We start from the raw sequence: 14173 nt of genomic DNA on the forward strand, positions 1-14173 counted from the left end.
TACCTGTGGCGTCACTCTCCCTGTCCATGGAACACCAGTCAGAACTGAGTACGTACGACCTCGTCATCGACGGAGAGTCCGTCACCGCAGCGGCCGACGAGCGGTTCGAGACGCTGAACCCCGCCACCGGGAAGCCATTCGCGTCCGTCGCCCGCGCACGTGAAGCCGATGTCAACCAGGCTGTCGCCGCCGCGAAGGACGCCTTCGACGACTGGTCGTCCACCCCACCCCAGGAGCGTGGGCGTCTCCTCAACGAACTCGCCGACGAGATTCGCGCCCAACAGGAGAGCCTCGCTCTGCTCGAGACGCGGGACAACGGCAAGCCGCTGTCGCACGCCCGCGCCGACGTCGAGACTTGCGCACGCTACTTCGAGTACTACGCGGGCGCCGCGGACAAGGTACACGGCGACTCGATTCCGCTGACGGACGAGTACGTCGACTACACCGTCCGCGAGCCGCTCGGCGTGACCGCACAGATAATCCCGTGGAACCTCCCGACGAACATCTTCGGTCGGAGCGTCGCGCCCGCGCTGGCGACGGGGAACACCGCCGTCGTCAAACCCGCCGAGCAGACGCCGCTGACGGCCGTCGAGATCGGTCGGCTCGCGACCGAGGTCGGCATCCCCGACGGCGTCCTCAACGTCGTCCCCGGGTTCGGCGCGGAAGCGGGCGCGCCGCTCTCTGCACATCCCGACATCGACGGCGTGAGCTTCACGGGGTCCGTCCCGACGGGCATTGAAGTCGGGAAGACCGCGATCGAGAACGTCACAAACGTCCACCTGGAACTCGGCGGGAAGAGCCCGAACGTCGTCTGGCCGGACGCCGACATCGACAGCGCGGTCGACAGCACGATGACGGGCATCTTCGCGAACGCCGGCCAGGTCTGCTCGGCCGGGTCCCGACTCATCATCCACGAGGATGTCAAGGAAGAGTTCCTCGACGTCCTCACCGACCGCATCGAGGAGATGGACGTCGATAGCGGCGAGGTTGACCCCGACATGGGGCCGCTCGTCTCTGAAGAACACTTCGAGAAGGTCACCGACTATCTCGAAATTGGCCGCGAGGAGGCGGGCGAGCCGCTCGTCGGTGGCGAAGCACTCGACCGCGACGGCTACTTCGTCGAGCCGACGGTGTTCACGGGCGTCGACAACGACATGCGCATCGCCCAGGAGGAAATCTTCGGCCCGGTCCTCTCCGTCATCGAGTTCAGCACCGAAGAAGAGGCGATGGACCTCGCGAACGGCGTCGACTACGGGCTCGTCGCTGGCATCCACACTCAGAACATGGGGCGCGCGCATCGCTTCGCTCGCGACGTACTCGCTGGCCAGGTGTACATCAACGAGTGGTTCGCCGGCGGCGAGGAGACGCCGTTCGGGGGATTCAAGGAGAGCGGGTTCGGGCGCGAGAAGGGTCTCGCGGCCATCGACTCGTACACGCAGGTCAAGAACGTCTGCGCCGACATCACGCCGAAGTAGCTCCACTGCGTCGACAGGTCTCCGAACATCCCGTCTCCGCTGATAGTACTCCGACGTACCCTTTTTCGCCATCAGCACGCCATAGCGGCCCTGTTCCATCCGGTCGGGCGCCGCCGCCTCCGACTTTTCTCTCCCGTCGACCGGGTCATTCCAAACGGTGTCCGTAAAAAGGAGGAACCATGTTCACCTCAAAGCGTATGCGAAACCTCCGCATAGCCCTTGGCAGATGAGCGTTCAAGTCGCTAGACGATACTTCGAACTGATGGATAGCGCGGACGCAGGGACCGACGACGTGATGGAACTGTACGGCGACGACCCCGTCGTACACTCCTCGCGAGCGGGTGTCGTCCGCGGACGGGCGGACATCCGGCAGTTCTACGAGGACAACTCGGAGTTCTTCACCGGCGGCGAACACCACATGACGAACTTCCACCAGGATGGCAACACCGTCATCTGCGAGGGCTACCTCGACGGCGAGACCACCGTCGGCCGCGAAGCCAACGGGGTCCCGCTCTGTGACGTCATGGAGTTCAACGAAGACGACAAGATCGTCGCGTTCCGCGCGTACCTCGACTACCGTGGCTACGTCGACGAGGTCCCCGAGGACGTCCCGAACGTCCGCGCAGAGGCAGAATGAACGGCGACCCTGACGCGGCCGGCTCCGATCGCGAGACAGGGCAGCTCGTCTACCTCAACGGCCCGAGGGATATCGAATTCCGGGAGTATCCCGTTCCCGACCCCGACCCACACGCCGTCGTGACGGAGGTCGTTCGGTCGAACGTCTGCGGGTCCGAACTCCACGTCTGGAAGGGCGACCACCCCCTCAAGGACTGCGTGCTCGGCCACGAGGCGCTCTGCCGGATCAGCGACCTCGGCGACGCCGTCGAGACCGACAGCGCCGGCAACCCAGTGAGTGAAGGCGACCTCGTCGCACCGGTGTACTTCCAGACGTGCCAGGCTTGCGACTTCTGTCGGCGCGGCGAGTTCTACGCGTGCGACAACGACTACGAACATACTGGGAAATCCCCAGACATCTGGCCGCACTTCCACGCGCCCTGGGGCACCCACTACTACATCTACCCGGACAACCACTTCTACAAGGTCCCCGAGGCGCTCGAAGACCACCTCAACGTCACCGCGGCCGCGAACTGCGCGCTCTCGCAGGTCCTCTTCGGCATCCAGGAGGTAGGCGTCAACTACAACGATACCGTCGTCGTCCAGGGCGCCGGCGGCCTCGGCCTCAACGCGACGGTCGTCGCCAACGAGTTCGGCGCGGAGACCATCGTCATCGACGGCGTCGACGAACGCCTCGACCAGGCCGAGGCGTTCGGTGCCGATCACGTCATCGACTTCCGCGAGCTCGACACCGTCGACGCCCGCAAAGAACGCGTCGAAGAAATCACGGACGGCGCCGGCGCCGACGTCGGCATCGAAGTCGCAGGCGTCCCCGAGGCGTTCGTCGAAGGCATCGAGCTACTCCGCAAAGGCGGGCGCTACCTGGAGATGGGGAACGTCAGACCAGGTCACGAGGTCGACTTCGACCCGGGCCGACTCACACGGAAGTCCATCGACATCACGACCGCCGTCGAATACGACCCGTGGGTACTCCACGACGCACTCGAATTCCTCGCCGCCACCGTCGACGACTACCCCTACGACCAACTCATCGACGCGTCGTTCCCGCTCGAAGACATCGAGGACGCTCTCGAAGCCTCGGAACGCCGCGACGTGACCAGAGCGACACTTGTTCCCCCGACGTGACCAGTACTCCCGCATGATTGATTTGGTCGGGGCATCTCGGTAGGGGTATTCATGTTAACTGCCAAACTCAGCGTCCAGTACGAGAACGACTGGACGAGCAGTCTGGTCGAGTACGACGTCTCCGGGGAGTTCCTCGCCTCGACGTTCCGCGACCGCCGGTACTTCGGGCTGCTTGCGCTCGAAGTCGCGGAGGACGACTACGACGACGTCATCGAGACCATCCGCAGTCACGAGTCGACGACGTCCATCGACGTCCTCGAAAAGTACTCCATTGGCGGCGTCGAACGACTCTCTGCGACCCTGTTCATCCGCAGTCAACACTTCGAGTACACGCCACTACAGGTGCTGCTCCACGAGGGATTCATCCCACTCGGCGGGTTCGGAGAGTTACGTAATGGAGCCGAGAGCTTCGACCTCCTATTGACAAGCCGAGAAGACCTGTCGGTGGCCGTCGACCTCCTCGAACGGTTCGGGCAGGTAAAGATCGAGTACGTCTCCTCGGAGTTCCAGCGACAGACGACGCCGAGCGTCACCGAGTGGAGCGAGCTGTTCGAAACCATCACGCCCCGACGTCGTAAGGTCCTCAATAAGGCACTGGAAGCCGGGTACTTCGACATCCCCCGCGGGAGTACGCTCCAAGAGATCGCGGACGACCTCGGGATTGCCAAGACGACGGCGTCACAGCACCTCCGGAAGGCCGAGAAGAGCATCATGGAGTTCTTCATCCAGTACGTGAACATCTCCGCGCAGAACACCGAGTGACCGACACGCACTCCCCGCCTGGAACTGGCGAATCCATCTCTCATTCCCATTCTGGCCGGACTCAGTTCCAGGGTATCCTTGGAGTACGTCCGAGCGAACAGCCGCATTCTACGTCTCCAATTCAGGATAACCCCCTAATTGACAGTTAGGATTAATAATTTGAAGAGTGATGGTATCGAACAGCGGGTGCTGTCCAGGTGAGACAATTCGAGCGACGGGCAAGTCGTTGAGTCACCGAAAATCGAGGAGAAAGCCCGGGCATTAGGGCGGCGATGAGTCCTCTGAAGACCCTGAATTATCGAAGAGTGCCCCTTCGGCGGCCTCTTTTCGCTCGGCCGCTCGTACCTCGCGGTAGCTTTCGTGGGTGGTGCCGATGTTCTGGTGGCAGAGCATCTCCTGGGCGAGTTCCGCCTGTTCGGCGTAGAGTTCGTGGCCGAGGCCGCGACGGCCGCCGTGGGGCTTCAGGTACTCGCCGTCGATGTCGATGCCGGCGGTCTTGCAGTGCTTCTGCATCAGATTCCGCGTCGCCTGCACGGAGATCGCGCGTGGACCAATACCCTGGTCGCGCATGACCGTCAACGGTCCCTCCGTCTCGAGTGCAGTGTCCAGATCCCCATCAGCCGCCTCGCGCACGTGTGAGTAGAGGTTCGGCGGGTGGAAGGTCATGAAGACCGGCCACGATTCCGGCGGGTCCAGCAGTCGCTTGTAGCGCTCCAGGCGCGTCCGTGCGGGCTCGAGTATCGACACCTCCTGTCGTTCGCGCGTCTTTCCGAGGACGCCCACGACGCCAGCATCGACGTCGACGTCACTCCAACAGATTCCGTTGCGGTCGTCATCGTCAGGGTCACGCACGATCTCTGCACCACGGGCTCCGCTGTACGCGAGCATGTAGACGAGCGCCCGATTTCGGTGCGCCTCCAGCTGGGCACGGCGGTCATTGGCTTCGTTCGCCTCGTCGACGACCTTGTCCATATGCGCGAGCAATCGGTCGCGGACGTCCGCACTCCAATACTGGCGGTCGCTATCGCCCTGGTCCTCGGGGAGTTCCTCGGTGGCGCGTAGCTTCTCGGCTGGGTTCTCGGGGATGCGTGCGTCGCGGACACACCACGCAAGCCATGCCCGGACAATGTTGTAGTACGTGTTGGCACTGCTGGCCGCGAGTTCGTCTGCGTCGACGCGGTCAGCGAGGTCCTGGGCGTAACGACGGCAGTCCGTTTCGGTGACGTTCTCGAGTTCGCGGATGCCTCGATCGCGGACGAACTCGGCGAAGTCTGTGAGCACGAATTTTGAGTTGCGTGCGTAGTTGCCGGAGTCGACGCGCTTGAGGCGTGCGCGAATGGCGTCTTCGAGCGTGCCACCGCCGGGGTTAGGCCCATTAGGTTGCCGTTCCATCTTTCGTGCTTCCCTTACAGCGTAGGGGTACCAGTGTCTGGTTGATCTTTGTATTCTAAGCGAAACCAAGCATTCATCTCGCAATTCATGCGACTCTGTGCCTCTACCACCTGTGTGTGGCGAATGGATCCTCGCGCTCCATCTAGACACGTTTGGTGTGGTTCGTGTCTGTTTTGAAGGCGTGATCGAGTCCCTGTGGTTGGTGAGGTGCCGTTTTAGTCATTGAGAACTGATGGCAGTGCGGTGGGTCAGGACTGACGTCAACAGCTTTCGGGATACTCCTGTGCAGGTAACACTCAGGTGGACTGCTCGTATGCGTTGACGATTGCGGTGCGGCGTTCGAGTCCTTCGCGATAGGTCGGGCTTCGGGAGTCGATGTACAGTTGTTCTCGTTGCCAGTCCTGGCCGTCTTTCTCGGGCCAGACGCCGTACAGGGTGACTTTCGGAAGTTCGAGCACGCCGAACACGACGGTCAGTAGGTATAGCGCTCGCTCGATCTCGCTCCAGCCGACAGTCGTTTTCCGGGGGGTGTCGATGGGGAAGCTGACGTGCGAGGAGCGGAGGCCGCGGTCTCGTGCACGGTCGACGAAGCCGTGGTCGTTGCTGAAGAGGAGGAGTTCCTGTCGGTTCCGCTCGCGGAATTCGTCGTAGGCGTCGACGATGGCTTCGTCGCCGGTGTCGCTCCGGACTTCTTCGACGCGGCGTTCGGCCATCAGGCGACGGTACTCGTAGAGGCCGAGGATGCCCTGTCGGTTGTCGCTGACGGGTTGGCCCTCGACGCGCTCGTACTCGGCGCCGAACGCCGCTGGAAGCCGGGAGGTGGCCGGGTTCCGGTAGTGGAAGTCGAGTTCGGACTTCACGCCCGACGCGAGCGCGAACCCATCGACCGGCGGGCGGTCGGCGTCGTCGCGACGCCAGGGCTCGATTGCGAGGAGTGATTCCGGATACCACGGCAGCAGGTTCGTGTCGAACCCGACGAACAGGGGGTGGTGTCCGGCGGCGAGGTCGCGGTAGCCGTGGCGGTCCACGAGCTCGGCGACGTCGCTGGCGTTCTCGAACGGGAGGAGGCCAGCGCCGGCGAGCGCTCGCACGTAGTGTCCCTCGTCCGGGAGGTCGGCAGCGACGTCAGGCCCGTGGGCGCGCTCGACGTCTTCGAGCGCCGTCTCGTAGGAGAGCGGGCCCGTCGTGAACCGGACCGTCGTGTCGTCATGGTCGCCGAGGTCGATCCGGAGGAGTTCGCCGATCTCGTCGCTCGGGTGAGAGACCGTGATCGAGCGGACGTCGTCGTCCGCATAGTACGCGTTGAGGAGGACCGTGAGGTGGTCGCGAGTGAGATTCACGGCAGGGCCTCCGTGAAGTCGATGAGGTCGACGGCCGTGGCAGGGATGTCGTCGTAAATGCGGCCGTAGTACGCGTCGGAGTCGAGGAACAGATAGAAGACGTGGTCGGCGTCGTACTGGAACCCCGCCTGGAACGCAATCGCGGACATGAACTTCCGCCCGGGCGTGACGTCCACCGCAACCTCGACGTCACCGGTCGTCCCGACGTGCTCGCGGAAGTACGAGACGATCGCCTCGAAGTCTCGCTCCGCGTCGAGCGACTCGACCGTCGTCTCCAGAGAGCCACCGTACTCGTCGACGATGGCCTCGGCGAGTGTCACGGCTCGCCCGACGGTTCCCTCGATCTCGTCGTTCGAGAGGACGACGTACTCGTCGGGGACGAATCCCGCCGAGCACGCGGCTGCGAGGGGATTGACCATGGCCTCGAACGTCGTGCTCCCGCACGTGACCCACCGGCGCATAGCCATCACGACACCGACAAGTCTGATAAGCCTGTGGGCAGCCAACCGGTCCATCGCGTCGGATTCGAGTCCGTCACTCTCGACGACCGTCCCCGTCAGCTGACTCGAATCCGACGTCGAGAAGCGCTTCGGCGAGTGAATCGAGGCGGTCGCGTTCGTCGATCTCGTCGAGCCAGCGCTCCGGGAGCGAGTCCGTGTCCGGGCGGGCGCCGGCGATGGCGCCGGTGACGGCGCCGACGGTGTCGGTATCGCCGCCCCGGTTCACGGCGTCGACGATGGCGTCTTCGGCGCAATCCGCAGTGAGGCCACAGTAGAGGCCGGTCTGGAGGGTGTCGACGACGTAGCCGGTCGTGGCGAGGTCGCGCTCGAGTGCGTCGGCGTGCGCAGGGGAGTCGAGTGCGTCGTGGACGCGCTCTATCGCCGAGAGGAGCGCTGTCGGCGCGTCGGTCGAAGCGTCGAGCGCGGCTCCGAGCGGGTCGGGGTCGTTCCGAAGGAGGCCGCCGATGGTGTGGTTGAGGACGACGCAGCCCCACGTGCAGCGCGGGTCGGCGTGCGTGATCGCCGAGGACGCCCGACTTACGCGCTCGAGTTCGGCGGCGTCGTTCCGGAACGCGATCGCGTACGGCGCACACCGCATCACGCTCCCGTTCCCCGCGTTCGAGCCCTCTGGTCGCGACTCCCAGACGATCTGGCCGGCGTCCGCAGGGGAGGTTCCGTCGCGGAGTTTCGCGATGGCGTCGCGGGTCATGAGCCCGATGTCGAACGGGCCAGCGTCGAGCCAGTCGACGAACCGCGCGGCGACGTCGTCGGGGTCGAAGCCGTCAGACGCGACGAGGCTTTCCGCGACGCAGAGCGCGAGGTCCGTGTCGTCCGTGATCGTGCCAGCGGGCCGTCCGTGCGTGCCGTACGCGAGCATTTCCGTCACGGTGCCGTGCGAGCGCTCGATCTGCTCGCTGGTCTTGAACTCGACCGGGCGGCCGAGCGCGTCGCCGCAGGCGAGTCCGCGCAGACAGCCCCGGGCGCGGTCGCGTTCTGGGCTGGTCATGTGGACGACTCCGGTTCGAGTTCCGCGTCGTTGGCGTCGAGCTGGTCGAGCGCTCGGGCAGCGCGGGACCGGACCTCCGGGTTCTCGTCCTCTCTGGCACGCGTCTCGAGTAGCGGCGTGACGAACGAGGCTCCCGCGTGCCCCAGGACCTCGCAGGCGTTCTGGCGGACGAGCGGGTTCTCGTCGGTGAGGCGGTCGATGAACACCGGAACCTTCCCGACGGCCGCATCCGGGTCGTCCTCGGCAACTCGCGCGATGGCGCCGCTGGCGTTGACGCGCGTCACGTCGTCGTCGGCGCTGGCCAGTCGAGCGAGCTCGTCGACGTACGGTTCGACGACGTCGCCGTGGTGCTTGGCGACGTCGCCGAGGAACCCCAGGGCGTTGTTGCGGAGCATGTCGTGGTCGGCGTCGAGCAACCCGGCGACGTCGTCGACGAGGTCGACGCCGCGGCTCGGGTCGTCGCCGACGAGTCGGCCGAGCGCCGACAGCGCGTTCGCCCGCACGCCTGGTTCGAGTGCGTCGTCGGCAAGGGCGCCCGCGAGCGTCTCGCGATGTGGAGCGAGGGCGTCTAGGTCGACCTTGCTCACCGCCGTGAGCGCGTAGACGGCGTGCGCCAGCCCGCGCCCGCGGGCTCCGACGAGCCCCACGAGCGCCGGTACCGCGTCGACGATGTCGCGGCCGTCGGCTTCGGCGACGTGACTGACGACGCTCGCAGCTCGACCCCGGGCGGCGTCGTCTTCGCCGTCGAGGTACTCGACCACGGTCTCGAGACAGGGCGCGACGCTCTCCGGGGCGACCTCGGCGACGCGGTCGAGTATCAACAATTCGTCCCGCGCCGACACGGGATCGTCGAGCGCGAGTTCGCTCCGGACGGCCGGCACCGCGACCTCGCAGGCCACCGGCTGGACGCCGGCGGCCTCGCGGAGCGCCACGAGCGCGTCCCGGCGAGCCGCGCGCGTGTTCGCAGTGTCGAGGTGGACGGTCACCTCCTCGACCGGGACGGCCTCCGGGCTAGCGGTCGCGAGCCGTCGGAGGCCACGGAGCTTCTCTCGCTTCGTCCGGGCGCTCGCGGTGTACAGCTCGCGGGGCGGGTCGGCGACGGTCAGCGACCGCACGTCGTCGACGCGGAGCGTGAACGCCTCCATCGTCGGTGCGACCGGCACGCACTCGATGGCTGGGGCCGCCGCGGGCCGGTTCATCGATCGGTCGCGGATCGAGACGTCGTGGAGGAGCTGGGTCGTGCCGCTCTCGCACTCGGGTGACGCCAGTTCGAACTGGGCGTCGTCCTCGCGTGCGTCCAGCCACTGGGCGAGCACCTCCGCGTCCGGGGACGCGATGCGAGCGGGAGCGTCGGTGCCGCCGTCGGTCCGGACGTCCCGCGGTGCGTCGACCCAGGGGAGGTCGCGGTCGAACTCGCCGCGTTCGAGCGCGGGGACGAACTCCCACGCGTGGTAGTGCTGCCAGCCGTCGACGTCGCCGAGGTCGAGGTCGTCCACGACGACGTACCCCTCGGCGTCCGGGTGGATGTCCTCGATGAGTGCGAGGCGCTCGCGGCGCTTCGGGAAGCGCTCGTAGCGGCCGTCGGGTTGCTTGTCACCGAGCCAGTCGTCCCAGTCGTCGTCGTACCGGCCGACGACGTCGACGCCGCCGGGGATGGCGGCCTCGTCGGCGAGGTCCTGGTTCCCGATGGCGTACACCGCGTGCTCGGTGTCGTGCGCGAGGTAACGCACCCACTCGAGCGGAACCGCCTCGTGACGCGGGTGCGGGTTCACGTCGACCGTCCAGTCGCGGTCGAACGCGAACACGTACGTCATTCGGACACCCCACGGTCGGAGCGAGCGCCGGGGACCGCCTCCTGGAGGGTCGCGAGGAGGTCGCGTTCCTGCTGGAGCGTCTCGTCACCGATCCCAGCCTGCTCGCGTTCGAGGTACGAGTCCAGTTCCGCGAAGCGGGCGGCGTGCGCCGAGGAGACGTGGAGCGAGACGGACTCGCGTTCGTGCTCGCCTCCTTGGTCGGCGACGAGCCAGTCGTCGACGCCGCGGTCGTCGGCGTGGTGGACGTCTCGCGCCCACGTCCGGAGCTCGCGCGCGTACCGGGAGAGCCCGACCGCCTTCCGGACCCCGTCGTGACCGTACCACGGCGTCTCCTCGGGGAGCGTGATCGTCACGCGTTCGGCGTGCTCGGTGCCGTCGCGCTCGGTCCACGACGCTTCGAGCGCGAGGGGCTCGCGCTCGCGCTCGTTCGGGGTCGTTGCGTTCTGGGGCGTTGCGTTCGGGGTCGTTGCATCCTCGGGGTCGAGGCGGACGAGGACGACGCCGCCGCGGGCCTCGCCCTCTGTCTTCGCGGACGGGAACAGCGTCCCGACGGAGAGGAGTCGGCCGCTTTCTGGGTCGGCGTCGGGGGCGCCGTGGACGGCGGCGACGTCGTGGGCGCCGGCGTCGAGGTCGAGCGCGAGGTCGTAGACGAGCGGCGTCACCATGTAGTCGAACTCGTCCCCGAGGCGACGCTCGAACTCCGCGGTCGAGTGGACGAAGTAGTGGTTCGCGCCACGGACGCCCGAGAGGGCGTCGGCGAGTTCGGCGTTCTCGTCGAGCCCCATCCCGACGAACGTCGTGTGAATGCCGTGCTCGGCGGCGCGCTCGAAGCGCTCGGTGAGCGCGCCCTCGCCAGTCCGGCCGGTGTTCGGCATCATGTCCGTCATGAACACGACGCGTCGCTCCACGCTCGCTTCCGCGGGCGCGTCCTGGAGGAGGTCGACGGCGGCCTCGAAGCCGTCCTCGAGGTTCGTCCCGCCGCCGGCCTGGACGTCGCGGATGTGCCGTCGGATCGCGTCCATGTTCGTGCTCCCGACGTCACGGAGCGGCTTCGCGAGGTGCGCGCGACTGTTGTAGAGGACGACGCCGAGCCGGTCGTCGGCGTCGAGCTGTTCGGTGAGCGCACAGAGCGCGTCCGCCGCGGCCTCCATCTTCGTCCCCGCGTCGTCGACCTCGTGACGGCGGTCGTGTTCGTCGTAGTAGTACGCGTCGAACGGACTATCCATCGACCCGGAGACGTCGAGCACCGCGACCAGGTCCAGGCGCGGGCGCTCGAACTCGGCCATCGAGAGCGTCGAGTCCAATCCGACCGAGACGAAATACTCGCGCTCGCCGGAGACGGGGTGCTCGCTCGCGCCCGTCGCGTACCGCGGCGAGAACGCGGCCGCAGAGTCGGTTGCGTCCCGCTCGCCGGTCTCGAAGTGGTAGTCGTAGAACAGGCCCTCGTCGCTGATCGCCTCCGGCTGGGGCGTGTACCCCTCGGCGACGTTCTCGCGGAAGTTCCCCACGTCCTTCGCACCGCCGGCCGCCATCCCGAGCGTTTCCTCCGACGGCGCGGCCGCCGCGGAATCAACGGCGGAGTTCAGGATCTCCGTGGGGGCGGCGTCCGCAACGGCTTCGGTCTCGGTTCTGCTGCGGGTCCGTTCGCGCTCGTCCGCCGGCCGCTGGACCTCGTACGAGGACAGCTCGCGGCCGCAGTCGGTGCAGACGTACGCTGGCGGACTCGGCGGTCGCGCGTCTCGCATCGGCTGCCAGTCGTCCACCGCGTCAGCGTCTGTTCCATCGGCCTCCTCCTGGATGAGCGAGAACGTGGTTCGGTCGTCGACGACGCCAAACGCACCCGTGACTTCGCCCGCATCGGTGGCGCCGCCGTCGCGTGCAGCGGTCGAGATCGCGGTGTCCGCGACGTCAGCGTGACAACCGGGCCTGATGGTGCCCGAACAGTCCGGACACCACGCCTCGTCGTCCGCGAGCGGGTCCCGGGACGTGCTCGCGAGCACGTCCGCGACCGCGTACGAGCGTCCGGTCTCGACCGCGAGGTCGGACTCGGGGTTACGACGGCCGAACAGGTGCAGTACCTCCCCTTCGGTCGTCTCCACCGTCAGGCGATGGACGGTCCGGTCCCGGATCGCGTGCGTCTGGTGGTCGCGTACAGTGACCGTAATCGCGCATCGGTCCCCGCCGTCGAGTTCGGTGAGTGCAGTATCCATGAATCGTAGTAGTGAGCCGCAAGCGCGCGGTCTGAGCCGCCGCCGGGCGCGCTGTCCCAGTCCCAGTTCCCCCCTTTCGGGCCGACGACCCCCTGTCGTCGCTGGGACAGCGCACTCAATACTACGCTCCCCAATGGTATAGTTCTAACGACTACGAACATTTTAGGGACGTTTTTGTGACCAGAAAGCTCATCGTGATGTCTTTATCGGGCGCAGAGGGGTTGCTATCGTCGCGCCGACAGGGATAACGTCGCGGGAACCGTCGCCGAGACGGGGCGAATACTGACCAAAGACCCATTGTGGTGAGGGTCATAGAGCACGACAGTACGATGGTCGACGACGTCGACGACGCACTCCTGCGGGCCCTCCACGACCACAATCCGTGGTGGGAGGACGGCACCGCGGCGTTCTCGCTGCCGGCCCGCCAGAAGAGCGACTTCTATCATCTCGTTCGCCCCGACGACCCCGACACCCAGTTCGAGGACCAGAGCGTCCTCGGCCTCGTCGGCCGCCGCGGCGCCGGCAAGACCACGCTCCTCCACCAGTTCGTCCACCACCAGATCGAGGCCGGCTACGCACCCGAGCAGTTCTGCTACCTCCCCTTCGCCGCCGACCCGCTCTATCAGCTCAACTCCGACGACCAGCTCACGCGAGCAGTCCGTCACTACGAAACCCGGATTCTCGGTCGCGTAGACGAACCCGACTCGCACTTCCTCCTGCTCGACGACGTCCACCGCATCGAACACCAGAACAAACCCACCATCAACGGCTGGGGAACCCCACTCAAGCAGCTCCTCGCCGACGACGACGCGCGTCACGTCGCCGTCACCGCAAGCGCGAGCCTACAGGTCGAACGCGAACTCGACCGCGTCGGCCTCCCCAAAGAGGACTACGACACCCAGCCCATCCTCCCCGAGAAGTTCCGGGACTACCTCTACTCCATCCAACCGGAACTCGAAGAACCAGACCGACGCGTCAGTCCCACCTCGATCCGAGACGGCCCGAACAGCCTCCCCGCAGCCATCGACTCCAAGTCGGTCGACGCGCTCGTTGACGAACTCCGCGCCAAACACGAGCAAGTCGAGGACCAGGCGCGACTCGTCCGTTCGAAACTCGTCCGCTACCTCGCGACCGGCGGCATCGTCGCGTACGACCGCGACGACGACCTGGCCGACGAGACCGACGTCACCGACGCCGACTTCGAACGCCTCCGCCAAGAGACGCGCCACGCCCTCTACCAGGAAGTCCCCGGGTTCGAGACCATCAAGACCATCGACGACCTCGAACGTCTCTGCGCGCTCGCCGCACGCAACCGCGCCCGCGACGCCATCCGGTTCCAGGGCCTCGTGGAGCTGTTCGACGTCGACCGCCGCACCATCACCGACAGCTACCTCCCCGCGCTCGACGAACTCTACCTCCTCTCCGGCATCACCGAGTACGACAACCGCCGCCCGCGCTCGGTGCGCCTCTACCTCCGCGACACCGGCCTCGTGAACGCACTCACCGGCGACGACTGGGCGACGATGCGCGACGACTTCGACCGCGAAGCCGACCTCGCCAGGATCGCCGCCTTCGACCACACCATGCGCTTCGCCTACGGCATCAACGCAGCCCAGGGACAGGACGTCACCCCGAGCGTCGAGTACTGGCAGACCCGCCACGGCGAAGTCGACTACGTCTTCGAGATCGACGACACCCCCGTCCCGATTGGCCTCGCCTACAAACCTCGCGACCGCGAAGACGCCCTGACCGCGCTCGAAGCCTTCAGAGCCGAGTACGACGCCCCCGTCGCCTTCCTCCTCCGCGGCGACGCCTCCCGTCGCCCCGAACCCATCGAAGACGTACAGGACGGCATCGTCGAACTCCCCTACTGGCTCTACCTCCTCCTCTGCTGAAGCTCGCGGACCAATCTA

General features: G+C 66.4%; 11 protein-coding genes. 5 read left to right on the forward strand and 6 right to left on the reverse strand.

All coding sequences use genetic code 11. The annotated features are described in order from the left end of the window. Window positions 1-26 precede the first annotated feature (26 nt). From G9C85_RS15105 to G9C85_RS15120, 4 genes are all read left to right on the forward strand, one after another. On the forward strand, window positions 27-1475 hold the full coding sequence (locus G9C85_RS15105; protein ID WP_166041484.1) for an aldehyde dehydrogenase: 1449 nt from the start codon (window positions 27-29) through the stop codon (window positions 1473-1475). 226 nt (window positions 1476-1701) lie between these two features. Beyond that, window positions 1702-2112, forward strand: coding sequence for a nuclear transport factor 2 family protein (locus G9C85_RS15110; RefSeq protein ID WP_275690784.1), 411 nt, complete (start codon window positions 1702-1704; stop codon window positions 2110-2112). Continuing rightward, on the forward strand, window positions 2109-3236 hold the full coding sequence (locus G9C85_RS15115; RefSeq protein ID WP_166041488.1) for a zinc-binding dehydrogenase: 1128 nt from the start codon (window positions 2109-2111) through the stop codon (window positions 3234-3236). The genes G9C85_RS15110 and G9C85_RS15115 overlap by 4 nt, the downstream gene beginning before the upstream one ends. A 51-nt stretch (window positions 3237-3287) precedes the next feature. Further along, entirely contained in the window at window positions 3288-3998 is a 711-nt protein-coding gene (locus G9C85_RS15120) for a helix-turn-helix domain-containing protein (protein ID WP_166041490.1), read from the forward strand. Between the two features lie 261 nt (window positions 3999-4259). Here G9C85_RS15120 and G9C85_RS15125 read toward each other — a convergent pair whose 3' ends face one another. The 6 genes from G9C85_RS15125 to G9C85_RS15150 all read right to left on the reverse strand — a co-directional run bounded on the left by G9C85_RS15125 (window position 4260) and on the right by G9C85_RS15150 (window position 12260). Next, the gene (locus G9C85_RS15125; protein WP_369680831.1) at window positions 4260-5540 is read right to left on the reverse strand and encodes a tyrosine-type recombinase/integrase; all 1281 of its coding nucleotides are present in this window, start codon (window positions 5538-5540) and stop codon (window positions 4260-4262) included. 146 nt (window positions 5541-5686) lie between these two features. After that, entirely contained in the window at window positions 5687-6730 is a 1044-nt protein-coding gene (locus tag G9C85_RS15130; RefSeq protein ID WP_166041492.1) for a hypothetical protein, read from the reverse strand. Next, entirely contained in the window at window positions 6727-7191 is a 465-nt protein-coding gene (locus tag G9C85_RS15135) for a hypothetical protein (protein WP_205254380.1), read from the reverse strand. Before G9C85_RS15135 ends, G9C85_RS15130 begins: the two co-directional genes overlap by 4 nt. A gap of 73 nt (window positions 7192-7264) precedes the next feature. Beyond that, window positions 7265-8236, reverse strand: a complete 972-nt coding sequence (locus G9C85_RS15140) for an ADP-ribosylglycohydrolase family protein (RefSeq protein ID WP_166041493.1) — start codon at window positions 8234-8236, stop codon at window positions 7265-7267. Then, a complete protein-coding gene (locus tag G9C85_RS15145) occupies window positions 8233-10050 on the reverse strand; it encodes a HEAT repeat domain-containing protein (protein ID WP_166041495.1) in 1818 nt (605 codons plus the stop codon). The genes G9C85_RS15140 and G9C85_RS15145 overlap by 4 nt, the downstream gene beginning before the upstream one ends. Further along, entirely contained in the window at window positions 10047-12260 is a 2214-nt protein-coding gene (locus tag G9C85_RS15150) for a VWA domain-containing protein (protein WP_166041497.1), read from the reverse strand. Before G9C85_RS15150 ends, G9C85_RS15145 begins: the two co-directional genes overlap by 4 nt. A 329-nt stretch (window positions 12261-12589) precedes the next feature. On the opposite strand from G9C85_RS15150, the gene G9C85_RS15155 reads away from it, so the two are divergent. Next, window positions 12590-14155, forward strand: coding sequence for an AAA family ATPase (locus G9C85_RS15155; protein WP_166041499.1), 1566 nt, complete (start codon window positions 12590-12592; stop codon window positions 14153-14155). Window positions 14156-14173 lie beyond the last annotated feature (18 nt).

The organism is Halorubellus sp. JP-L1 (genome assembly GCF_011440375.1).
GTDB lineage: Archaea > Halobacteriota > Halobacteria > Halobacteriales > Natrialbaceae > Halorubellus.

What these genes read in the sequence shown, in the direction of transcription:
- G9C85_RS15105 (WP_166041484.1), top strand. Translation starts at nt 27, where the DNA reads ATGGAACACCAGTCAGAACTGAGTACGTACGACCTCGTCATCGACGGA.
- G9C85_RS15110 (WP_275690784.1), top strand. Translation starts at nt 1,702, where the DNA reads ATGAGCGTTCAAGTCGCTAGACGATACTTCGAACTGATGGATAGCGCG.
- G9C85_RS15115 (WP_166041488.1), top strand. Translation starts at nt 2,109, where the DNA reads ATGAACGGCGACCCTGACGCGGCCGGCTCCGATCGCGAGACAGGGCAG.
- G9C85_RS15120 (WP_166041490.1), top strand. Translation starts at nt 3,288, where the DNA reads ATGTTAACTGCCAAACTCAGCGTCCAGTACGAGAACGACTGGACGAGC.
- G9C85_RS15135 (WP_205254380.1), bottom strand. Translation starts at nt 7,191, where the DNA reads ATGCGCCGGTGGGTCACGTGCGGGAGCACGACGTTCGAGGCCATGGTC.
- G9C85_RS15140 (WP_166041493.1), bottom strand. Translation starts at nt 8,236, where the DNA reads ATGACCAGCCCAGAACGCGACCGCGCCCGGGGCTGTCTGCGCGGACTC.
- G9C85_RS15145 (WP_166041495.1), bottom strand. Translation starts at nt 10,050, where the DNA reads ATGACGTACGTGTTCGCGTTCGACCGCGACTGGACGGTCGACGTGAAC.
- G9C85_RS15150 (WP_166041497.1), bottom strand. Translation starts at nt 12,260, where the DNA reads ATGGATACTGCACTCACCGAACTCGACGGCGGGGACCGATGCGCGATT.
- G9C85_RS15155 (WP_166041499.1), top strand. Translation starts at nt 12,590, where the DNA reads ATGGTCGACGACGTCGACGACGCACTCCTGCGGGCCCTCCACGACCAC.